The sequence below is a fragment of the Ruegeria sp. AG1 genome (assembly GCF_056541705.1).
Map to the genome: position 1 here is coordinate 1 of NZ_JBQFYU010000004.1, position 20643 is coordinate 20643.

Genomic DNA, 20643 nt, shown 5'->3' on the forward strand with positions numbered 1-20643 from the left:
CCTGATGATTTTGCCGGACCGGTGGTCTTTCTGGCCTCTGCCGCGTCGGACTTCGTCAACGGTGAAATCCTTGTAGTCGACGGGGGCTGGATGGGGCGGTAGCACCGCCAACGCTCTATTTGACCCGAAACCTCAAGTCCCGATGTAGTGAGCCTTCAATCGGCGATTTTTTGGCGCCTCTCGATGTTCGAACAGGTACAGGCTTTGTACGCGGCCCAGCGGAAGCTGCCCCTGTTCGACCGGAATGGATATTTGAGTTTGCGTCAACAGCGCCCGCAGATGCGACGGAGCGTTGTCGTCCTCGGTCGGGCGGTGGTGATACTTGCCTGGTGACTTGGGTACCAGTTTCTCAAAGAACGTCTCGATGTCCTTGAGCACCTCGGGATCGGCATTGGCTTGCACCAAAAGCGCAGCACCCGTGTGGACGCACCAAAGGGTCAGCAGGCCCGAGACAAACTCATGTTCGGACACCGCACGCTGAACCTTCCCACTGATGTCGGTAAGGGATTTGCCGGGAGTTTCAATGGACAGCTCAAAAAACTCTTGCTTCATCCAGCTGGCCCTTTCCTTGATTTAACGCGAACGCGCCCAGCTTTCTACACTCCGCTTGGCGTTCAGTAGCGGGGTTCAAGTATATGATTTTGAACGTATATTGACTGTACGTTTATGCAAACAGGCTTTTGAACCTGTCCACACACAGACGAAAACCATCTTCGAAGTTTCCGTTGCCGGGGTGATAAACGCTCTCGAAGGAAATGACGCCATCATAGCCGTCGGATCGGAGCGCGTCCGCGATGGGTTGGAACAGAGGCGCAAGCTGACCTTCCCCCATTCGACGCACTTCCAGCGTTGCCCGCGGTGTGTCGACCTTTACGTCCTTGATGTGAATGTGACCCAAGTAGCCGCCGCGCAGTTCTTCATAACCGTCTGGGTATGCCAGTTCATGGCACCAACAGTTGTTTCCGGGGTCCCACAGCACTTTCAAACTGTCTTTTGCGTCCAACTCGTCGATCAGTTTGCGGGCTGTGTAGTTGGAATTGACCAGCGTGCCGTTTCCGGTTTCCACGACGAGAGTCACGCCCTCAGCTCTTGCCAGTTCAACCGCCGGCGCGATCAGAGGCGGCATCGTGTCCCATACCCCATGCGCTACATTCCACTTTTCGGCGCCGTTTTTTCCCCAGAGTATCTGCTCTTTTCTTTGGGTCATGATCCGGACGAGCGGAGACCCAACAACATGTGCCATGTCGATCACGCGTTTCAAAGCGTCCATATGCCGAGTGTGCAGGTCGTCGCCGGGTCTGTTGGCAGCTGTCATCCCTGCAAAGATATGGCGCGACAGACACGACACAGGCTTGCCCCGGTCGCGCAAGAGCGCGTCGATCTCGGCAATTTCCTGTGGGGAATGGTCCCCGACCTCCGTATCGCCAACGAACTGAAGCTCTGCATAGTCCAGACCGAATTCGTCCATAACGTCCACCGCATGCCGCAGATCGCGGGAAATGCCGTCGCAAATCACTCCTAATTTCATGTCCGGCCCCCTCAGCGATGCAATTCTGCGCCAACGATTTCTTCGATGACGCGGGTACATACCCAGTTGTCGCCATTCGGGTATTTGGTTTTTCCCGCATGAAAGATCTGCATTGCGGATGACGCTGTGTGCATGGGAACGCCCAACGCACCGGCCAGTGCCAGCGAGATCGTCAGGTCCTTATGCATGGTTGCGATATGGCTACCGGTGGCTTCGAACTTGCGATCAATGATGTTTTCAAGGGCGGTATTCACGACGCCGCACCCAGCGCTGGAGGACGAGAACACATCAATCAATGCCTGACCGTTGACACCGGCTTTGGCCGCGAGAGCCGCAGCCTCGAACGTGGCGGAAAAGATCGATCCGATAAGGGATTGTAGGCAGGCTTTCACGGTTTGCCCGTCGCCTGCGTTTTCTCCGACCCGATGAATGGTTGCCGACACTGCCTGCATGATTTCGGCATTTCGGTCCAGCACATCCGAAGCTCCGGCAGCCATCATCGTCAATGTGCCGTTCTGCGCGCCGGGAAAACCACCCGAAACCGGGGTGTCGATCAGGTGGATGCCCGACCCCTCCATGTCTTGTCCGATAGCGGTCGCTTCTGCCGGGGGAATGGTCGCCGATAGTATGACAGTTCCGCCTTTGGCCATGTTCGCAACCAGGCCATCTTCACCCAGAATGACATCGCGGGCCTGATCTCCGTTCATCACCATGACAAACACAGCGGCGGCGTGACGGCCGACCTGTCCCACGCTGTCCTTGGCCAGGCCGCCCATGTCGGTAAATGCCGTCATGCGTGTCTCGCTCAGGTCGAAACCGGATGTTTCAAAGCCATTCTTGATCAGGTTCTTGGCAAGGCCGCTGCCCATGTCACCAAGGCCGATTACGCCTGCTGTTTTCATTTGGATTCCTCCCGTTTTTCCGCCATTTCCGTATGGCAGACGTTTCGAAAAATGATGCCCAATCGCATCGGTTTTCGCGGGAGTTTCACGCGTCTTGAGCAGACGTCGGGCGAGTCCGGAAGACACCCCGCTGCCCGTTTACGTGCCGTAAGTAAACGAAGAATGCAGCGCTCAGGCAAGCAAAGAAGTGTTACGGGCGGAAAGAAACTGCCTGATCCGACGCGTCAGGAAAACGCCGCCACTATGCCGCGTAGTTCCGCCAGCCCGCGCATTCGTCCGATCAGCGGATAACCGGGAGTGCTGTGTCCGCCGAGATCGCTCAGCAGTTCTTGTCCGTGGTCAGGCCGCATCGGAATTTGCCAGTCGTCCCGCCCCTGGGATTTGCGGCGGCGTTGTTCGTTCATCAACTCGCGAATGGTGCCGACCATGTCGGTGTCGCCCTCCAAATGCGGGGCCTCAAAAAAGTCCGGCTTCTGACTGTCTGACCCGGCGATGCGTTGGGTATTCCGCAGATGGACAAAGTGAATTCGGTCGCCATGCCTGCGCACGAAGTCCGGCCCATCGAATTCGGGGGACACTCCCAGCGATCCGGTACACAACGTTGCGCCATTCGCCAACAAATCAACCGCATCCAGAACGGCGCCGTAGTCATCGGTACTGGACATGATCCGCGGCAGACCAAGCAAGGAGAACGGCGGATCATCCGGATGACAGCACAAGCGTAGTTCCAGTTCTTGGGCGACTGGTGCGACTTCTGACAGGAAGTCGATCAGGTTTGCGCGAAGCCGGTCACGGTCTATATGAGCATAGGTCTGCAACAAAGCGCGCACGTCCTGCACGCTCCACTGATCGTTGGCGCCGGGCAGCCCCGCAGTGACATTGTGTTGCAACTGGGCCTTGGATTCATCCGACATGCGCAAGAAGCGATCCTTGGCCGTTTGCTCGACGACGCTGGAATAGTCTTCGGACGCGCCCGGTCGCTTGAGAATATGTATGTCGAAAACAGCAAAATCGGTCAGGTCGAACAGCATGGCCGTTCCGCCGTGCGGCTGCGGGGCGCGAAGGGCGGTGCGCGTCCAGTCCAGGATTGGCATGAAGTTGTAGCAAACGACTTTGATGCCACGGGCGGATAGGGACCTGAGGCTGGACTTATACGCCTGCAGATGTTCAGCCATGTCTGCGGACTGTGTTTTGATCGCCTCGGAGACGGGCAGGCTTTCGACAACGTCCCAACTGTACCCGGCAGTAGCCAGAACGGCCTGCCGATCGGCGATGCTCGGTTCGTCCCAGGGTTGTCCCGGGGGGATGTGATGCAGTGCGGTGACGATGCCCTGAACCCCGACTTGATGGAGATCGGCCAGGGCGATCGGATCATCAGGTCCGAACCAACGCCAGCATTGTTTCATGGCAGCCATCCTTCATACAGCGGGTGATCGGGCCTGATGGGAAGGGCAACACGCTGCCCGGTGCGCGCCGCGTGATAAATCGCCGTCACAATGCCGATGGACGCAGCGCCGTCCTGCAGCGTAACGGCCGAATTTGCCTCGGACCGCAGTGCCTTGCCGACTTCGGCAAAGAAGCCTTCGAAACCAATTGGCTCGGCGGCGACGGCCGCAAGAACCTCGTCGATAGCGGCTTGATCCACCGGGTCCCGCGCGACGAATGCCCAGGGCGATTGACCTGGGGCATAGGGTTCCGTACCTGAGGTGGCGGTCACCTTTTCAAAGACGAACCGCAGGCGGGTTTCGTCCGTGGCGGCGCCTAGTGTGATATTGCTTGTGCACAATGCTCCGGAAGTCATGCCAAAGCAGATCGCTGCGCAATCTTCGGTCTCGATCGGGTTGACCCGCGTTGTGGCCATTGCGGACACCCAGGCTATATCACCCGCGATATGAGTCAGCAGATCATGGTTGTGGATGGCATGGCCCAGCACTGCGCCGCCGCGTTCACCGGCCCATGTTCCCCGCCACGGCACCGCGTAATAGTCTGCCCCTCGGGACCAATGGGTTTCAAGCGCGGCCGTTTGGACTGCTCCGGTCAGGCCGGCGCGTTGCAGGTGGCGCAATTGGGCCAGTGACGGCCCCCACCGGTATTGAAAAACTGGAAACACGTGCTTGCCCGCGCTGTGGGCCGCTGCCGTGATCCGATCCACGTCCTGCATCGAGGTCGCAAGGGGTTTTTCGCAGACAACGTGTTTTCCTGCGGCCAGTGCCGCAAGAGTGGTCGGCACATGCAGATGGGGCGGCAGGCAGATGTCGATGACGTCAATCGCCGGATCATCCAGCGCGTCCTGAATGTTGGTCAGTGCCCGAAAATCCGCGTTCTGTCGAATCTGTTCGATCCGGTCCGTATTCTGTTCCACCACGGCGGCTACGCGGAATGTGCGGTCAAGCCGTTCCAGCGCGTCCAGATGTTGCGCACCGATACCTGCGCCAAGGATCGCAACGTTGATCATCTGCGTTCCGCCATTTCCTGCGCGCGCAGCGCGAGTTCCATGACCGTAAAGCAGTGGGTCTGCGTCATCGCGGTTTCGGTCCGGTTACGGATGTCATCGGCGAGGCGCGAAAAGTAGGGAAGGCCGGCGTTGGTTGCGTCGATCTTTTGGCAGGTTTCACCATTGACGAGGATCAGATGGTCCGTCCCTTTGGCCCCACCCACATCAACGTATTTCCGCAACTCGATATAGCCTTCGGTGCCAAGGATTGTCAGGCGGCCATCCCCCCAGTTTGGCAAGGCATCCGGAGTGAACCAGTCAACCCGGATGTAACCGGTGCCATTCTCGCTTCGTAGATTGACCTCGCCAAAATCCTGCAATCCGGGATCGTTGGAGTTTGCATAGTTCGCCACATAGGCGTTTGTGATTTCTGCGGTTTTTGAACCTGTGTAATGCAGGAATTGGTCAATCTGATGCGAGGCGATGTCGGTCAGAATACCGCCATAGCGGTCACGCTGAAAAAACCACTTCGGCCGGGTTGCCCGGTTCAATCGGTGGGGGCCAAGTCCGACCGTCTGGATTACGCGCCCGATGGCACCGGCCTCGACCAACTCGGTCGCCCGGGTGCTGACAGGCGTTTCAAACCGTTCGGAAAAATTCACCGACCAGATGCGACCGGTGTCCGCGACAGTTCGCTTGATCTGGTCGAGCTGTTCGAAAGTCGTGCAGCCCGGCTTGTCGCTCATGACGTCCATGTCGTTCTGCATGGCGCGGATCGTCAACGCGGCTCTATCTGCCGGAACTGCGGAAATAAGCGCTAGATCCGCCCCGCAAGTTAGGGCGTCTTCCAGTCGGGCCAGCCGCGGAATATCGGGAAACCTTTTGACGTAGCCCGCCAGCGTTTCGGGTTCGCCTTGTGTCCAATAGCCAACGCAGTCCACTCCGATTTTGCGCATGTTTTCCGTCATGCCATAGATATGGCGGTGGTCCAGGCCAAGGGCGACGCAGGTCAGGTTCATGAGATGACTCGTGTTTTCTGGCCGGTTCGATTGGCGATCTGCATCGCGTCGATGACGGCGTGGGTCAAAAGGGCACTGCGTCCGGTTGCCATGGGCCGCGTTCCACCGGCAACGGCCTCAGCGAAATCCTCGATGACCGACTGGTGCCATGCATGGGTGAACGCCATGGGATCGGCCCCTCCGCCTGTGGCGGACATTTCGCCAACCGTGGATATCTGACCATCGAAAGTGGTCAAGGTCAGGACACCTGACTCCAGATGCGCTTTGGCGCGCGTTCCATGAATGGTTATGGACTCAGCGGCCCCAGGATATTCGGCAGTAGTCGCCATCAAAGTTCCCACCGCGCCGCTATCCATTTCAAAGACTGCACCTGCCCAATCCTCGGCCTCGAGATCGTGTAGTGGAGTTTTTCTCATTACAGCCTGAATGTCCGAGATCGGCCCCAGCAGCCACATCGTGAGGTCAAGCGTGTGGATTGCCTGCGAGATCATGACACCGCCTCCGTCGCGCGCATAAGTGCCGCGACCTGGCTCGTCATAGTAGCTCTGATCACGCCACCAGGGGACGCGGATCTCCACTGTGGCGATCGCGCCCAGTTCCCCCTGTTCAATGGCTGATTTCAGCGCCTGCGAGGCGGCGCGGGCGCGGTGCTGAAAAACGATGCCCAGCGGCACACCAGACACCTCGCACTGCTCGACAATGGCTGTCGCGGCGTCCAGCGTTCTTTCGATAGGCTTTTCCATCAGGATCGGTTTCGAAGCGGTCGAAAGAACCCGAACCAATTCTGTGCGCTGATCGGGCGGGGTTGCGATGATCGCAAAGTCGACGTTTGGGTCGTTGGCGATTTCCTCGACCGAGCTGTACGCGCGGGTGTCGTTTCGCTGCGCGAACTCAGCTGCTTTTTCAGGATTGCGCCCGAGGACGCCGGCAAGATTGAGGCCTTGCTCCGATGCCTGAATGGCAGCGACATGCGTGCCCGAAACCATTCCCAAACCAATCAGCGCAATATTCATTCATTCCCCCGGATCACCCGGTCAGTCTGCGGGTCCGAACGGGAAAGATGCAACCATTAAAAACTGTGCTAACAATTGCGGGCAGAAGTATCGGAGGCAGAATTGACTGGTAATTTGAATGGGATGGCAGAAGACCTGTACCTGGGCATCAAAGACCTGCCAATCGTGTCTCCGCATGGTCACTGCGATCCGGGGTGGTTCGCAACCGATGCGCCGTTTCCCAACCCGGCAGAGCTGCTTGTGGTTCCCGACCATTACGTGTTCCGTATGCTCTATTCGCAGGGCGTTCCCTTGTCGGAACTCGGCGTTGGGGAAGAGGGGCGAAAGAAGGATCCTCGCGCCGTTTTCCGCATCTTTGCCGAGCACTGGCATCTGTTTCTGGGAACGCCTTCCCGGATCTGGATGAACTACGTGCTGCATCAAACGCTGGGCGTGTCTGAGGAGTTGTCTTCGCGCACGGCAGATCTGATCTATGACATGATTTCAGACAAGCTGGCGCAACCCGATTTTCGCCCGAGGGCTTTGTTCGACCGGTTCGGGGTCGAAGTTCTGGCCACCACGGATTCCGCTCTCGACGGCCTCGCGGAGCATCGGGATATCCGTGCAAGCGGTTGGGGCGGGCGAGTTATTCCGACGTTCCGCCCAGACGGGGTTTTGGATGGGGCGGACCCGGAGTTTGTACAGAACCTGAACAAGTTGGCCGAGCTGACAGGCTGCGATCTGGGCAGCTATGATGGCTACCTCAATGCGCTGCGGATGCGGCGGGCTTATTTCGTCCAACTAGGATGTACGGCCACCGACCACGGTATCGAACGCGTGCAGACTGAGTGGCTGGACGACCCGGATGCGCTGTACCAACGGCTGAGACGGCAGGACGGGACTGAACAGGATGCTCGCCGGTTCTACGGTCATATGCTGATCGAAATGGCGCAGATGTCTGTCGATGATGGCCTGACCATGCAGATACATGCTGGCAGCAAGCGCAACACGAACGACGAGGTAATGCGGGACTTCGGGCGGGACAAGGGGGCCGACATTCCAATCGCGATGGATTGGGTCACGGGCCTTGAGGCGCTGCTGAACCGGGTCGGAAACTCGCCCGAACTGCGCATCATACTCTTTACATTGGACGAAGGCACCTACGCCCGTGAACTGGCCCCTATGGCAGGACATTGGCCGTGCCTTCGGATCGGGCCGCCTTGGTGGTTCCACGACAGCCCAGCCGGGATTGCGAGGTATTTCGACCAGGTAGTTGAAACGGCCGGATACTACAATCTGGCCGGGTTCAATGACGACACGCGGGCTTTTCTGTCCATTCCTGCGCGGCACGATCTGTGGCGACGAGGTGTTGCGATTCATTTGGCCGAGCAGGTTGGGCGTGGTTACTTCGGTCGGGATAGTGCCGAGCATCTTGCACGGTTGCTTGCGGTCGATCTGGCGAAACAGGTTTACGGATTGCATATCTAGATGGGTACAATTCTTCACTTTGGCCTTGGAAACTTCGCCCGGGCGCATTTGCTGGACTACACCGATCAAGCGGGCGGATGGGACGTTGTCGGCGTCAGCCTGCGTTCATCCTCGGTTCGGGATGGATTGGCGCGACAAGGTTTCGAGTACGATTTGTGCGTACAGGGGCAGGGCGTCCGGCACATCAAAGCGCTGCGTGACGTTCTGGTCGCGCCCAATGATCGCGCAGCGATTTTCGATGTGATGGCGAATGCCGAGATCATTTCGGCGACCGTCACCGAGAAAGGTTACCATTTGGACGCCGCGGGCAATCTGAACCTTCAGGACCCGGCGGTTGCCGCCGATCTGGCGAGGCAGGGGCCTTCGACGCTGATCGGGTTTCTAGCTTTCGGCCTTGCGGGACGGCGAAAGCCTGTGACGGTGCTAAGCTGCGACAACCGAATGGAAAACGGCAATACGCTCGAAACGGCAGTCGCCGATTTTGCGGAAGCAGCTGGTCTGGACATGGATTGGGGTGCCGTACGCTTCCCCAACGCGATGGTCGACCGGATCACCCCGGCCACCACGGACGCCGTTCGGGCAATCAGCGGAGACCATATGGCTGTTCCGACCGAGGCGTTCTCGGAGTGGGTGATCGAAGACAATTTCGCCGGTCCTCACCCGGATTGGCCGGGCGTGCAACTGGTCGATGACGTAGCCCCGCACGAGATGCGAAAGCTGCGCATGTTGAACGGGGCCCATTCCCTGTTGGCTTATGCCGGGTTGGAGCGCGGCCTGACCTACGTCCACGAAGCGGTTCGAGACCCGGTTCTGCGCCCGCTGGTTTCCGAGTTGATGAAGGATGCGGGCGCAACGCTACCCGCAGCACTACAAGCACAAGCTACGGATTATGCCGAGGCTCTGTTGCAGCGCTTTGAAAACCCCGAGCTGGCGCACCGTCTGGACCAAATCGCGATGGATGGCAGCCAGAAGCTGCCGTATCGGTTTGTTCCCACACTCCGTGAGACCGGATCTCAGGCGGCGATTGCGGGCCTGCGGGCCTGGATCTCCTATTGCATTTCCGAAACTGCGAAAGGTAGGGCGCTGAACGATCCTTGCGCGTTGGAAATCGCCTCGGCTGTCAAGCAGCCAGATCCGGTAGTGCCGCTGTTGCGTCTTGTCGGTGCCGAAGATCTCGCGCCACTTATCCGGGAATGATCGCGCCGCGAAACTGAACAACGGTGGACGCCAGATTGTGTCCGGCTATAAGGGCCTCGGCCTGTGATTTTCCTGTCAGCAAGGCCGCGAGGTACCCACCGTTGAAACTGTCGCCCGCCGCTGTGGTGTCCAGCACATTTTTGGCAGGTTCATAGGTTTGGTCAATGTTCTGACCGATGGACAGTGGGCCATTCTCTCCGCGCTTCAAGGCACCGACACCGTGATGATCGGCAAAGCGTACCGTCACCTGATCCGCGCTTTCCTCGAACAGCGCCATCTCGTCGTCAATGGACGGTAGGGCAATATCCGCACGCTGCCAAAGCCTTTGGTTGATCTGCCGGGTGTGTTCGACGCTGTCCCAAAGACGCGGACGAAAGTTGCTGTCATAGACCAACCGGGCTGAAGAGCCTTCGAGCCAATCCAGAAGCGCAAGCCTCACAGATTGCGGAAGAATGGCCACCGAAATCCCTGACAAGTACAGCACGTCGTAACCGTTCAGAAGGCTGAAGTCGTGATCAGCAAAAAGCTGGCGGGCGGCCGCCTCGCTGCGCCAATAGGTAAAGCTGCGTTCACCGTCCGCAGATGTCGTGATCGCGTATAGTCCCGGAGAGGCGTTCGGAATGATGCGGATGCCAGATGTCCCGATGCCATGACTGGCGATGAAGTCGGCGATGCGCTCCGAGAATGGATCGTCGCCCAGACATGTCACATACTCCACCTGCAGCTCAGGAGCGGCGCGGTGCATGTAGATGGCCGTGTTCAGCGTATCCCCCGCAACGCCCACCTTTGCGCCGGTGTCCAGCATGGACAATTCGATCATTGCTTCGCCGATGCAGGCAATTCGCGTCATTTCTTTTCTCTTTTCCAGATGATGAGCCCGGCGACCATGATCAACGCAGCTCCTGCCAACGTGAATGCGTCCGGTACCGTGTCAAAGAAAAGGTAGCCCCAGATCGCAACGTAGATCAGGAACGAATAGGTGAATGGCATCAACTGGTTCGCAGTTCCGAACCGATGCGCGTTCGTCAGCAGTTGATGCCCGCACCAGCCAAAGACGCCAAGGCTGATGAGGACAATCAGGCTCCACGTGTTTTCCGGCTGGGCCCAAAACCAGATGGCGAAGGGCAGCAGGACCAACGTACCGGTAAGCCCGAGGTAGAATTGCATGGTGTCCACGGCAACAACCCCGGACAGCCTGCGCGTCATGATCGAGTACAAAGCCAAAGCGGTGGCGTTGTAGACGATCAGTAACATGGTCGGATGAAAGGCCGAACCAAGCGGCCGCACGACAACCAACACCCCCAGAAAGCCCAGGATGATAGCCGCCCAACGCCATGGTCCCACTCTCTCCTTCAACACGAAAACGGACAGGAAGCACACGATGACCGGGCTTGAGAACATGATTGCCGACACGACGGTCAGAGGCAAAAACCGCAGGGCATAAAAATTGAAAACGGTCGCCGAGATCAGCAGCAAGGCCCGGCTAATGACCTGCCATGGATGGTCGGTCTTGAACCGGTTGGCCTCAATCCCGCCCTTGGCGATCACCCCCACTGAGATCACGAAGTGCCCCGCATAGCGCATGAACGCCAACTGAAATGCCGGCACGCCGGCCAACGCCAACCATTTGGCCCCAAGGTCAACCAGCGAAAAGAACAGCCACGCCGTCAGCATCAGCACGATGCCAAGGCGCGGCAGGTCCGCATTGGGGTTGGCGGTGACGGCCATCGATCAGGTGTTGAAACGCTTGACGTAGTAGTCAACCATCTGGCTGACCATGTCATCCGCCTGACCGTGGTCGCGCGCGTCATTCAGCGCCGAAAGCGCGCACTGCGACATCACGCTGGTGACGCCTGCATCGCGTGCCATACGGTCATAATACCCGAGGTCTTTTGCCGCGTTCTTGATGGCAAAGGCCAGCTGGTTTGGATCATTCTCGACGCCGTAGGCTTTGACGAAATCCATCATTCCGGAATGCAGCGGCCCAGCGGCCATAACGTCATACACCTGCTTGCGGTCAACTCCGGTGATATCTGCCATGGCGAAGGCTTCGGCCATCGCGTTTGCGACGGTCATTCCGAAGAAGTTGTTGATCAGCTTGATCGTGTGTCCGGAGCCAACGGGGCCAAGGAAAAAAACGTTTTCGCCCAAATCTTTAAGTGTCGGCTCAGCCTTGTCAAAGGCCGCCTTGTCGCCGGACGTCATGATGTTGAGCCTGCCTTCTAGCGCGTGCGAAGGCGTCCGGCCAAGTGGTGCATCCAGGTAGCTTCCGCCAGCTGCGGCAACCTCCTCGGCCAAGGCGCGTGTGCTGCCCGGAAGCGAGGTGCCAAAGTCGATGACGATCGCCCCGGGTTTCAATCCCGCAATCACTCCATCTGCGCCGCGCATACGGCCTTCGACTTGTTCGGAGGTGCCCATGCACAACATCACGATGTCGCTGGCCTGAGCCAGTTCTTGGGCGTTTTGCATCTCGCGGGCGCCCCGGTCAATCGCAGCGTCCAAGTATGTGCGGTCGCGGTTTCCCAATACAGCGACCGAGTATTCCTGGTCCAACAGTCGGCTCACCATGGCTCCGCCCATTAGTCCCAAGCCGATAAACCCGATTGATGGTTTGCTCATTGGTTTCCCTTTCCGTGAATGTGTCTGGTTTTCACTCTTGTGTCTGATGCGGGCGGCTTTGCAGTTTGAATGCTCACATTGCCCGGCCGATAATTATTGGTTTTTGAGTGGTCCGGAATTTTGCCGGGCCGTATGATCATCACGCCGGTGCCCGCGCTCGAGCTGTTCGCGCCTTTAGCCCTTGTTCGATCCATGATGTGACCTCGAGCGTCCGGGCTGCGTCCTCGACGTCGATCAGTGGAGGGGCGCCGTCGATCACGTCAAGGAAGTGATCCAGTTGCGCCTCAAGTGGTGCGCGTTGTTGTTCCGGTCGTGTAAGTTGGTCTTTCTGGGCCGCAGTGCCCCAATCCTTTCCGCGCCACAGTGTCATGGAGGGAAAACTGACAGCGCCGCTGGTTCCCGTGATCCACATCATGTCCTGGTGGGTCGTGCCGATATTCGGGTTTTCGCCGGTTCCGGCCTCAAACCCCCAAGGGCTGGGTGCGGTGTCGGCAAAGCTGATAGTCCCCGTCGCGCCGTTTTCGAACGCGATCGCAACAGCCCCGCTTTCTATCCTATCCGATCCGCGGATTGATGCTCCGGGCAGGGCGACGACATCCGAGATTTCTCCGATCACAAAGCGCAAGACATCGATATCATGCACCAGATTGATCATGACTGGACTGCCATCGGAAGTCCGCCAGTTCTGTTCAAAATAGCTTTCGGGTTTACGCATGGCCCACAGCAACGAGACGTTGATGACTTGTCCGATCGTACCTTGCGCGATCACCGCTTTCAGGTGCTGTAAGGTTGTGTGATATCGCCGATGGTGGCCTACAAGGCTGCGGACATCGACCTTGCGAACGGCCGTCCTAAGGCGCTGGGCATCATCGATCGATGCGGCAACCGGCTTTTCGATCAGCATGTGCCAACCGCGGGATGCGGCCAGAATGCCATGTTCGGCATGCAGGCGGGTCGGCGTCGCGATGATGACGCCATCCACCGGGTCCTGCACCTCGTCCATACTGGCAAAACGCGGCGCGTCGATCTGGATCGAGCCGTCTGGATCGGCCAATCCGACCAACATGCAGCCGGGATGCTCAATAACGGCGCGGACGTGGCGGATACCGATCAATCCGCCGCCGGCTATAAGGATCCGTTTCACATCACCGCTCCGATTTGCCAGGGAACGAATTCGTAGTCACCCAGGCCTTGCGCCTCTGACTTGGTCCGTGCGCCCGATGCGACTTGCAGAAGCCGTCGGTATATTTCCTGTCCTTTTTCTTCGACGCTGGCACCTTTGGTCAGAATGTCGCCCGCATCAACGTCCATGTCTTCGGGCATGCGCGCTGCCAACTCAGAGTTAGTAGCGATTTTCAACGTAGGCGCCGGTTTCGACCCAAAGGCAGAGCCGCGCCCCGTGGTGAAACACACTAGGTTGCAACCGGCTGCGATCTGCCCGGTCACCGAGGCCGGGTCATATCCGGGGCTGTCCATGAAGGTGAAGCCTTTGGCGGTGATGGGTTCGGCGTATTTGAATACACCGGTCAATGGGGTGGTTCCGCCCTTCGCCGCTGCACCCAGCGACTTCTCAAGGATGGTCGTCAGACCGCCTTGCTTGTTGCCGGGGCTTGGGTTGTTGTCCATCGAACCGTGATTGCGGGCGGTATAGTCCTGCCACCAATCGATCAGTCCGATCAGTTTCTCCCCAGTTGCGCGACCAAGGGCGCGGCGGGTCAAAAGGTGTTCGGCTCCGTAGATTTCGGGTGTTTCCGCAAGGACTCCTGTGCCACCTTGGGCGACCAACAGGTCGCAGGCATATCCGAGCGCCGGGTTCGCGGTCACACCTGACCAAGCGTCCGACCCACCGCATTGCAGCGCAACCATCAGTTCAGACGCCGGGGCTTCGCTGCGCCGCGCCTCATTAGCAATGGGAAGCATCTGGTTGATCTTGCTGATGCCCATTTCCACGGTCCGGCGCAATCCGGCGACGTTCTGGATGTTCATCGTCTGGAAGGTGGGGCTCTGCTTCAGCCCATACGCGTCCAACAGCCAGTCGATCTGGTTCATCTCGCAGCCCAGACCGACCATCAGAACAGCAGCGTGGTTGGGATGTTTCGCAAACCCCCACATGACCCGTTGAAGAGCTTCGAAGCCGTCGCCGGAATCGGCCATTCCGCAGCCCGTTCCGTGGACAAAGGCCACCACGCCGTCGACGTTCGGAAACTCGGCCAGCTTGTCCGGCGTAAAGTGGTTGGCGATCATCCGGGCCGCAGTCGCTGAACAGTTCACGGTGGTTAGAACCGCGACGTAATTGCGCGTACCGACCCGACCGCTGTCCCGGTGGTAGCCCATGAAAGTATCGACCGAAGTGGCGGGTTTCGTAGGCCTGTGATCCGTCGCAAACTCGTAGTCCACGCTGGTGTTGCGGAACTCGATATTGTGGGTGTGCACATGGTCGCCGGGTTCGATCGGTTGGGTGGCGTAACCGATGATCTGCGAGTACTTTCTGACCGGATCGCCGGGTGCAAGAACCCGCGTGGCGACCTTGTGTCCCGAGGGGATGCGCGCATTGGTTGTAACATCCTCGACCATATTGCCGACCTCCAGGGGCCGAGTTGCAACCACCACGCTATCCGTTCGATCTAAACGTACAAAAGTCATAATCAGCTTTCCTGGCGGCAGCTAGGCGCAGAACGGCGAGTCCGATGTCCACCGGTGAATATCTATATGCGGCTGTCCAGACAGCCTTGCTCGCGCCGCCTCCCAATTGGATTTGCAGACACGCCAATCTCGTAGCTCGGTTTCGGGGCGCGATCTGGACCTTGCGACGAAGCTGGGGAAATGGTCTCGACCAGTGGGCTGGCCCACCGCACTAAAGCGGATATCGAACGACCAGCGGAACCGGTCCGTTTCATTGACCAGCGAAGCATGTGGCGTCAGAGGGTGAAACAGGATGATCCCGCCCGCCTTGACAGGCAGAGGCACAGCTCGGCCTTCGTCAATGAACCCGTCGGCAATGCCTGTCTGCGTTCGCGCGCAATGTGGCAGAATGGATTGGTCCTGTGCCTTTGGCAGCACTTGCAGGCAGCCATTTTCGACCGTTGCATCGTTGACGGCAATCCAAACCGTGACCATGTCGGTCTGGTCCGCATCCTCCAACGCAACCGCCCGGTCCTGATGCCAGTCCGTTGCGGTGATATGCGCGCGCACCTCGTCCTTGGACAGCTTGAGAGCAGGGGGCTTCAGCCGAACGTGCTGGATCGGATTGCTGACCAACTCTGGCCCGATCAACTGCTCGACAATGTCAAGCAAGGGTTGGGCCGTCAGCAAGTCGAACACTGCGGGTCCAATATGGAACGGTGTGTCCGCCATGATCCGATCGCCGGGCAACGAGATGTCCAGCGGCTGGAAATAGTCGCAACCGGCCTGATAGGCGGACAGAAGTTTGTCCCAGAAGGTCATTCCTGACGGTTCTTCCTTGACCAGCCCGTTTTCGTACCAACCGTCATAGAGCCGGTTCAGGACATCCGAGTATTCGGCCTGAACCCGATCCAGCACATCGCTGGGAATTACATCCTCGACCACGAGGTATCCGTCCGTCTGGAACTTGCCAATCTGATTTTGTGTCAGCATGGGTGCGACCTCACAACAGCAGCGCGATGATGCCCGGCCAGATCAGAAGAACGGAAAGCGCCAGCAACTGGATCCCGATGAATGGCAGGAAGCCGCGGAAGATATCCGTCAGACTGATATGCGGCGGGGCCACCGACTTCAGGTAGAACGCCGCCGGGCCGAAAGGGGGCGACAGGAAGCTGACCTGCATGTTCATACAGAACACGACGCCGAACCAGATGGCGACATGACTCGGCTCCAACTGGCCAAAGACACCGATTTCTTCGATAGGAAGGCGCAGGACGATCGGCAGAAAGACCGGAATGATCAGCAGCACGATGCCGACCCAATCCATGAATGCGCCCATGAACAGCAAGATCAGCATCATCACCAGAATGACCAGCATGGTCGGCAGCTCCTGGCCGACGATTAGGTCGGCCACGTATTGGGGCCCGCCAGCAATTGTGTAGGCACCCGCCAGCGCGGCGGCCCCGATCGTAACCCAGATGATGGTGCCTGTGGATTTTAGGGTTCGCATCAAGCTATCCCAAACCAGCTCGAACGATCCTTCACCCCGCAGGATGGCGATGATCAGGACGGCGAAGGCGCCCATACCAGCAGCCTCGGTGATGCCTGTGATCCCGCCGTAGATTGAGCCGAGAACGACGCCGATGACGACCAGCGGCGCAACGAGGCCTTTGCCCATTTCCCACCCGATTTTGGCGCGCTCTCTGCCAAAGACGAAGAAGATCAGCAGAAGGGCAACGATTGTAATGCCGGCAAACCAGGGCAGGTAGTCTGCTGTTCCCAGCCTCGCGGGCTCGCCCTGGCTGGCAGCGTTCGAGCCTGAGAGCTCGAAGAACGCGGCCCGGATAAACAGAACTGTGGAAAACCCGGCGACGACGATGCTCATGAAGGCCCCAAACAATTTGCGTTTTTCGGCGGGTTCTGGGTCGTTTGGGTCCGGTTCCGGCAGCGGAGCGTGATGAGGATTCAACTGCGTGCGGATGATGATGTACAGGATGATCATCGAGGCCAGCATGAAGCCGGGAATGAAAGACGCCGTGAACAGCGACTTGATCGAGGTTTCGGTGATCAGCCCATAGATGATCAGAACGATCGAGGGCGGGATCATTGTCCCCAGCGACCCCGAGGCGCAGATGACGCCGATCGCGAGGTTCTGGTCGTAGCCTAGGCGCAGCATCTGGGGCAGGGCGATCAGGCCTAGCAAGACAACCTCACCACCGATGATGCCGGACATGGCCGCCATGATCACCGCCATGATCGAGGTCACGATTGCGATGCCGCCGCGTGTTCTGGACAGCCAGACATTCAACGACGAATACATGTCACGCGCGATCCCGGATCGCTCTAACAGCGACGCCATAAAGATAAACAATGGCACTGATATGAGCACGTAGTCCGTTAAGAGCCCGTATATCTTCTGCGCCAGAATATAGAGCGGTCCAGTGCCTGGCCGACCGGTGAGAACCCCGTCGCCGAATGAAAATGGGTTCAAAAGCAGTGTCGGTTCGAACTTCAGGACAAGAACCAGAACCGCAAGGGAAGCTGAGGCCAGACCCAAAGGCATCCCGATCGCCAGAAGCACGATCAGGGCGACCATCAGGATGAGTGAGATTGTTCCAATATCCATCAGTCTTGTCCCACCGCTCGTTTGATCATTTCAATTTCGTCTTCGTCCGGTTCATCTGTGTGGATTTCCGGTTCTTTGTTCCAATCCGCGATCAAGTTCAAAATTGCTTGCATTGCGACGAGCGTAATTACGATCAGCACCATCGGCTGCAACGTCGCCGGGATCGGAGGATTGAAGGCAGAGCCATAAAGCTCCCATTTATAGAGCTTGTTGACGAACACCTGTTTGTAGCTGCCGTAGACCAGAAAGAAGGCAAACAGCACGATCAGTATCGTCGAGACCGTATCAAAAACGCGCTGAAGCCATCGTGGAACTGCGTCGTAGAGCAGGAATATTCGAATGTGACTGCGTTGTTGCATGGCGTAGTAGCCAGACATCAAAAACACAAAGCTGGCGAACCAGAGTGTCATTTCATTGGCCCACTCGGTCGGCTTTTCCAGGATATAGCGCATGAAGACTTCGTAGAGCATGACGACAGTCATGATTGCGATCATCATCATCGTCACTCGGCCTATGAACAGGGCGAAACGATCCATAACCGTCGTGCCTTCGAACTCCATCGTCGCTGGGCGCACGGTCTTGGTACCAATCACTGCAAGAAACGGGAGAAGGACGAGCGCGGCCACGTCGATGATGTCGACATACCCCCCGAACACGCCAGACAATTCGGGCGTGATGTCGCTGCGCAGATATATTTCTGTTACCTGACTTTTCAGGGATTCAGAGGTGTACGGCAGCCAATCCAGTAGGAACGCAGGGAGATGCCAAACAAGCCAACTGGCCGTCGCGACGAAGGCCAACGGTATGAGCCATTCAATTGGTCCGCCTGAATTCTTGTGCATCGCGTAACCCTCGTCCCTATCCTTCGATCCTGTAGTGATCGATAAAGTCTCGATCCGGCTCGACACCCAGTCCGGGGCCAGTCGGGATCACGACACGGCCGTTATTGGCCTTGACCTGATTTTGAATTTCCAGCGGTACGGTCAGCAGATCGTCCCGAAACTTGTTGTCCGTTGTGTCGAACTCCAGCATCGGCTCCCATGGGCGCAAGCCGCCTGGAATCGCGGGCATGGCCGCCAGTAAATGCAGATTTGTTGCGACAGCGATGGCGCTACCCCAGACGTGATTTACGACCGGAGTGAAATGTGCGTGGCATAAGGCCAGTACCCTGAGATACTCTGAAACACCGCCCAAAGCGCAAACTTCTGGCTGCGCTATATCTATTCCGCGATTTTCAAGAAGACCGCGCCAAGCCCAGCGATTGAATACCGCTTCTCCGCCCGAGATATTCACTTTAAGCGAAGCGCGCAATTCGCGGTATCCGTCCAGATCTTCCGGCGCGACCGGTTCTTCGAACCAATATGCCTCCAGTTCTTCCAGCGCCCGACCGACATAAAATGCGTCCGAAGTCGTATAGGCATGGTTTGCATCGACCATAAAAGGAAAGTCGTCACCAATTCCGCGTCGAACAGCTTCGCACAGCTTCACATCAGGCTTCGGGCCAAAGCCCGTTTTCATTTTGGTGGCGGTAAAACCCATTTCCTTGATATTTGCGGCTTCATCCTCAAAACGGCTGGCCAAATTAGAAATCGGTTCATCCCTGAGCATCATGCCGTAGCCGTAGCAAGGCACGCTATTACGATGCGCGCCGCCGACAATCTTATGGAGGGGGAGGCCAGAGACTTTGCCGGTGATGTCCCAAAGTGCGATGTCCACGCCGGACAAAGCCTGTATTGGCATTCCGCTTTGGCCATGGTCTCGCAAAAGGTTGTACACCTTGTGCCAGATCACGTCTTTGTCCACAGGGTCCATGCCAAGGACCATTGGCTGGATGACCTTTTCCACGATGGATTTGTTGGCAATGGCTACGTTTCCGGGGCCAAAGCACTCCCCCCAACCAGTTACCCCTTCATCTGTCTGAATCTCGACCAGATGGGTAGTGCGTTTGTCATAGTACTGTTGCGAGTAGCCCAGAACTTCCGGCATGTCGTACTGCAGTACGTGGCTTATTATTCTGGTGATTTTCATGAAGCTCTGGATCCCGGCGCCGAACCGGAGAGGCCGCAAGCGCGGCCTTTCCGTGTGTCGTAAGTCGGTCGCAGCCTGATTACTGCATTGCGCCCAGGTCACGCAGGAAGTTGATGTGGCTTTCCAGCAGCGCCTGTGCTTCAGGGGTCGTTGCGAACTCAGTCCAACCGACCTGAACGGCCGCGCGATAGGCTGCCAAGTCTTCAGGCGACCATTCGTACAACTGAACACCTTTTGCCTTCAGGTCTTTTGCAGTCTGAGCGTTCTGCACTTCGTTGATGGTCGCATTGTGCAATGCCAAGCTGTCCATTGCGACTTCCATGATCTTCTTATGGTGTGCAGGCATAGCTTCCCAAACGTCTTTGCGACAGGCGAGGTGATCTGCGGGCATCGAGTGGAAACCGGGATAGTTTGTGTGACCTGCGATCTCGTACAGACCCAGACCAACGTTGTTCGTCAGGTTCGCAGCATCCGCACCATCAATGATGCCGGTTTCCAAAGCCGTGAAGATTTCGTTGAAGTCCATCACGATCGGAGAAGCACCAAGTTCCGCGAACACCTTGGTTGCAAGGCCTGGAGGCGAGCGGAACTTCCAGTCTTTGAAGTCTTCCACTTTTGCGATCGGCTTGGTCGAAGACAGCGACTCTGGCCCGGGAATCCACCATCCAATGAATTCCATGTCGTAGCCATTGTACAGATCATTTACAGCTTCTCTTCCGCCGCCATGAAGGAGCCAGGCCATTTGCTGATATGGGTTCTGATACCCACCGAGCAGGTCGCCCGCGAACTGGAAGGCCGGATTTTTACCGGTCTGATAGCCGCCACCCGTCATGTCGCAATCCAGAATTCCGGTAGCTGCGGCGTCGAAGGTTTCAACTGATTTGACCACCGAAGAGGAATAGAACATTTCAACTTCGATTTCGCCGTTCGACATCTCCTGAATGTCTTCAACGAATTTTGCAGCCATCTGGCCAGACAGAGTTTCGGGCGAAAAATGGGTTTGAATTCTAAGCTTCGTGGTTTCTGCCATTGCGAAACCAGCTGCCATTGTCGTGGCTACGGCCGCCACGGCCGCTGTCTTGACTATTTTCATATTGTCCTCCCAGACGTTGAGCGTTGCGCGGAGAGGGAGATCTTGCCGCCTCCTTTGCCGTCACGCAGATAAACGTTAAGCCGACGAATCGAATG

Annotated in this window: 20 protein-coding genes; 3 read left to right on the top strand and 17 right to left on the bottom strand. The window is 57.7% G+C overall.

Annotation, left to right across the window (positions count from 1 at the left end):
- Positions 1–102 (top strand): SDR family oxidoreductase (locus ACR0B5_RS06445; protein WP_480539838.1); only part of this gene is annotated, 102 nt, incomplete at its 5' end.
- A 30-nt stretch (positions 103–132) separates the two neighbouring features.
- Here ACR0B5_RS06445 and ACR0B5_RS06450 read toward each other — a convergent pair.
- The 7 genes from ACR0B5_RS06450 to ACR0B5_RS06480 form a co-directional block, all read right to left on the bottom strand.
- The gene (locus tag ACR0B5_RS06450) at positions 133–552 is read right to left on the bottom strand and encodes a secondary thiamine-phosphate synthase enzyme YjbQ (protein ID WP_170473555.1); all 420 of its coding nucleotides are present in this window, start codon (positions 550–552) and stop codon (positions 133–135) included.
- A gap of 112 nt (positions 553–664) precedes the next feature.
- Positions 665–1528 (bottom strand): sugar phosphate isomerase/epimerase family protein, encoded by an 864-nt coding sequence (locus ACR0B5_RS06455; RefSeq protein WP_170665457.1) that lies wholly within the window; start codon positions 1526–1528, stop codon positions 665–667.
- A gap of 11 nt (positions 1529–1539) precedes the next feature.
- On the bottom strand, positions 1540–2430 hold the full coding sequence (locus tag ACR0B5_RS06460; RefSeq protein WP_480539320.1) for an NAD(P)-dependent oxidoreductase: 891 nt from the start codon (positions 2428–2430) through the stop codon (positions 1540–1542).
- Positions 2431–2654: 224 nt separating this feature from the next.
- A complete protein-coding gene (uxuA, locus tag ACR0B5_RS06465; protein WP_480539322.1) occupies positions 2655–3836 on the bottom strand; it encodes a mannonate dehydratase in 1182 nt (393 codons plus the stop codon).
- A complete protein-coding gene (locus tag ACR0B5_RS06470) occupies positions 3833–4885 on the bottom strand; it encodes a Gfo/Idh/MocA family protein (protein ID WP_480539324.1) in 1053 nt (350 codons plus the stop codon). Before ACR0B5_RS06470 ends, uxuA begins: the two co-directional genes overlap by 4 nt.
- Positions 4882–5883: a Gfo/Idh/MocA family protein gene (locus ACR0B5_RS06475; protein ID WP_480539326.1), complete on the bottom strand. Its 1002-nt coding sequence runs from the start codon at positions 5881–5883 to the stop codon at positions 4882–4884. Before ACR0B5_RS06475 ends, ACR0B5_RS06470 begins: the two co-directional genes overlap by 4 nt.
- Positions 5880–6896 (bottom strand): Gfo/Idh/MocA family protein, encoded by a 1017-nt coding sequence (locus tag ACR0B5_RS06480; RefSeq protein WP_480539328.1) that lies wholly within the window; start codon positions 6894–6896, stop codon positions 5880–5882. The genes ACR0B5_RS06475 and ACR0B5_RS06480 overlap by 4 nt, the downstream gene beginning before the upstream one ends.
- A gap of 123 nt (positions 6897–7019) precedes the next feature.
- Between ACR0B5_RS06480 and uxaC the strand changes: the two genes are divergently transcribed.
- Entirely contained in the window at positions 7020–8363 is a 1344-nt protein-coding gene (gene uxaC, locus ACR0B5_RS06485) for a glucuronate isomerase (RefSeq protein ID WP_480539840.1), read from the top strand.
- The gene (locus tag ACR0B5_RS06490) at positions 8364–9560 is read left to right on the top strand and encodes a mannitol dehydrogenase family protein (RefSeq protein ID WP_480539330.1); all 1197 of its coding nucleotides are present in this window, start codon (positions 8364–8366) and stop codon (positions 9558–9560) included.
- On the opposite strand, the gene ACR0B5_RS06495 is transcribed toward ACR0B5_RS06490, so the two are convergent.
- The 10 genes from ACR0B5_RS06495 to ACR0B5_RS06540 form a co-directional block, all read right to left on the bottom strand.
- Complete coding sequence (locus ACR0B5_RS06495; protein ID WP_480539332.1) at positions 9547–10410, bottom strand: sugar kinase; 864 nt, start codon at positions 10408–10410, stop codon at positions 9547–9549. The genes ACR0B5_RS06490 and ACR0B5_RS06495 overlap by 14 nt on opposite strands.
- Positions 10407–11288 (bottom strand): DMT family transporter, encoded by an 882-nt coding sequence (locus ACR0B5_RS06500; protein WP_480539334.1) that lies wholly within the window; start codon positions 11286–11288, stop codon positions 10407–10409. The genes ACR0B5_RS06495 and ACR0B5_RS06500 overlap by 4 nt, the downstream gene beginning before the upstream one ends.
- 3 nt (positions 11289–11291) lie before the next feature.
- Entirely contained in the window at positions 11292–12227 is a 936-nt protein-coding gene (locus ACR0B5_RS06505) for an NAD(P)-dependent oxidoreductase (RefSeq protein ID WP_480539842.1), read from the bottom strand.
- A 91-nt stretch (positions 12228–12318) separates the two neighbouring features.
- Positions 12319–13323, bottom strand: a complete 1005-nt coding sequence (locus ACR0B5_RS06510; RefSeq protein ID WP_480539336.1) for a Gfo/Idh/MocA family protein — start codon at positions 13321–13323, stop codon at positions 12319–12321.
- The gene (locus tag ACR0B5_RS06515) at positions 13320–14822 is read right to left on the bottom strand and encodes a UxaA family hydrolase (protein ID WP_480539338.1); all 1503 of its coding nucleotides are present in this window, start codon (positions 14820–14822) and stop codon (positions 13320–13322) included. The genes ACR0B5_RS06510 and ACR0B5_RS06515 overlap by 4 nt, the downstream gene beginning before the upstream one ends.
- Before the next feature lie 21 nt (positions 14823–14843).
- Positions 14844–15794 carry a phytanoyl-CoA dioxygenase family protein gene (locus ACR0B5_RS06520; RefSeq protein WP_480539340.1) on the bottom strand — a complete coding sequence of 317 codons (951 nt, stop codon included), beginning with the start codon at positions 15792–15794 and terminating at the stop codon, positions 14844–14846.
- A 10-nt stretch (positions 15795–15804) separates the two neighbouring features.
- A complete protein-coding gene (locus tag ACR0B5_RS06525; protein WP_142634770.1) occupies positions 15805–17427 on the bottom strand; it encodes a TRAP transporter large permease in 1623 nt (540 codons plus the stop codon).
- Entirely contained in the window at positions 17427–18269 is an 843-nt protein-coding gene (locus ACR0B5_RS06530; RefSeq protein ID WP_170558357.1) for a TRAP transporter small permease subunit, read from the bottom strand. Before ACR0B5_RS06530 ends, ACR0B5_RS06525 begins: the two co-directional genes overlap by 1 nt.
- A gap of 16 nt (positions 18270–18285) precedes the next feature.
- Entirely contained in the window at positions 18286–19455 is a 1170-nt protein-coding gene (locus ACR0B5_RS06535) for a mandelate racemase/muconate lactonizing enzyme family protein (RefSeq protein WP_480539342.1), read from the bottom strand.
- A 79-nt stretch (positions 19456–19534) separates the two neighbouring features.
- Entirely contained in the window at positions 19535–20548 is a 1014-nt protein-coding gene (locus ACR0B5_RS06540; RefSeq protein WP_152458529.1) for a TRAP transporter substrate-binding protein, read from the bottom strand.
- Between the last annotated feature and the right edge of the window lie 95 nt (positions 20549–20643).

Excerpts from the sequence above, each read along its gene's own strand:
- ACR0B5_RS06450 (WP_170473555.1), bottom strand. The coding sequence starts at position 552 with ATGAAGCAAGAGTTTTTTGAGCTGTCCATTGAAACTCCCGGCAAATCC.
- ACR0B5_RS06455 (WP_170665457.1), bottom strand. The coding sequence starts at position 1,528 with ATGAAATTAGGAGTGATTTGCGACGGCATTTCCCGCGATCTGCGGCAT.
- ACR0B5_RS06460 (WP_480539320.1), bottom strand. The coding sequence starts at position 2,430 with ATGAAAACAGCAGGCGTAATCGGCCTTGGTGACATGGGCAGCGGCCTT.
- uxuA (WP_480539322.1), bottom strand. The coding sequence starts at position 3,836 with ATGAAACAATGCTGGCGTTGGTTCGGACCTGATGATCCGATCGCCCTG.
- ACR0B5_RS06470 (WP_480539324.1), bottom strand. The coding sequence starts at position 4,885 with ATGATCAACGTTGCGATCCTTGGCGCAGGTATCGGTGCGCAACATCTG.
- ACR0B5_RS06475 (WP_480539326.1), bottom strand. The coding sequence starts at position 5,883 with ATGAACCTGACCTGCGTCGCCCTTGGCCTGGACCACCGCCATATCTAT.
- ACR0B5_RS06480 (WP_480539328.1), bottom strand. The coding sequence starts at position 6,896 with ATGAATATTGCGCTGATTGGTTTGGGAATGGTTTCGGGCACGCATGTC.
- uxaC (WP_480539840.1), top strand. The coding sequence starts at position 7,020 with ATGGCAGAAGACCTGTACCTGGGCATCAAAGACCTGCCAATCGTGTCT.
- ACR0B5_RS06490 (WP_480539330.1), top strand. The coding sequence starts at position 8,364 with ATGGGTACAATTCTTCACTTTGGCCTTGGAAACTTCGCCCGGGCGCAT.
- ACR0B5_RS06495 (WP_480539332.1), bottom strand. The coding sequence starts at position 10,410 with ATGACGCGAATTGCCTGCATCGGCGAAGCAATGATCGAATTGTCCATG.
- ACR0B5_RS06500 (WP_480539334.1), bottom strand. The coding sequence starts at position 11,288 with ATGGCCGTCACCGCCAACCCCAATGCGGACCTGCCGCGCCTTGGCATC.
- ACR0B5_RS06515 (WP_480539338.1), bottom strand. The coding sequence starts at position 14,822 with ATGACTTTTGTACGTTTAGATCGAACGGATAGCGTGGTGGTTGCAACT.
- ACR0B5_RS06520 (WP_480539340.1), bottom strand. The coding sequence starts at position 15,794 with ATGCTGACACAAAATCAGATTGGCAAGTTCCAGACGGACGGATACCTC.
- ACR0B5_RS06525 (WP_142634770.1), bottom strand. The coding sequence starts at position 17,427 with ATGGATATTGGAACAATCTCACTCATCCTGATGGTCGCCCTGATCGTG.
- ACR0B5_RS06530 (WP_170558357.1), bottom strand. The coding sequence starts at position 18,269 with ATGCACAAGAATTCAGGCGGACCAATTGAATGGCTCATACCGTTGGCC.
- ACR0B5_RS06535 (WP_480539342.1), bottom strand. The coding sequence starts at position 19,455 with ATGAAAATCACCAGAATAATAAGCCACGTACTGCAGTACGACATGCCG.
- ACR0B5_RS06540 (WP_152458529.1), bottom strand. The coding sequence starts at position 20,548 with ATGAAAATAGTCAAGACAGCGGCCGTGGCGGCCGTAGCCACGACAATG.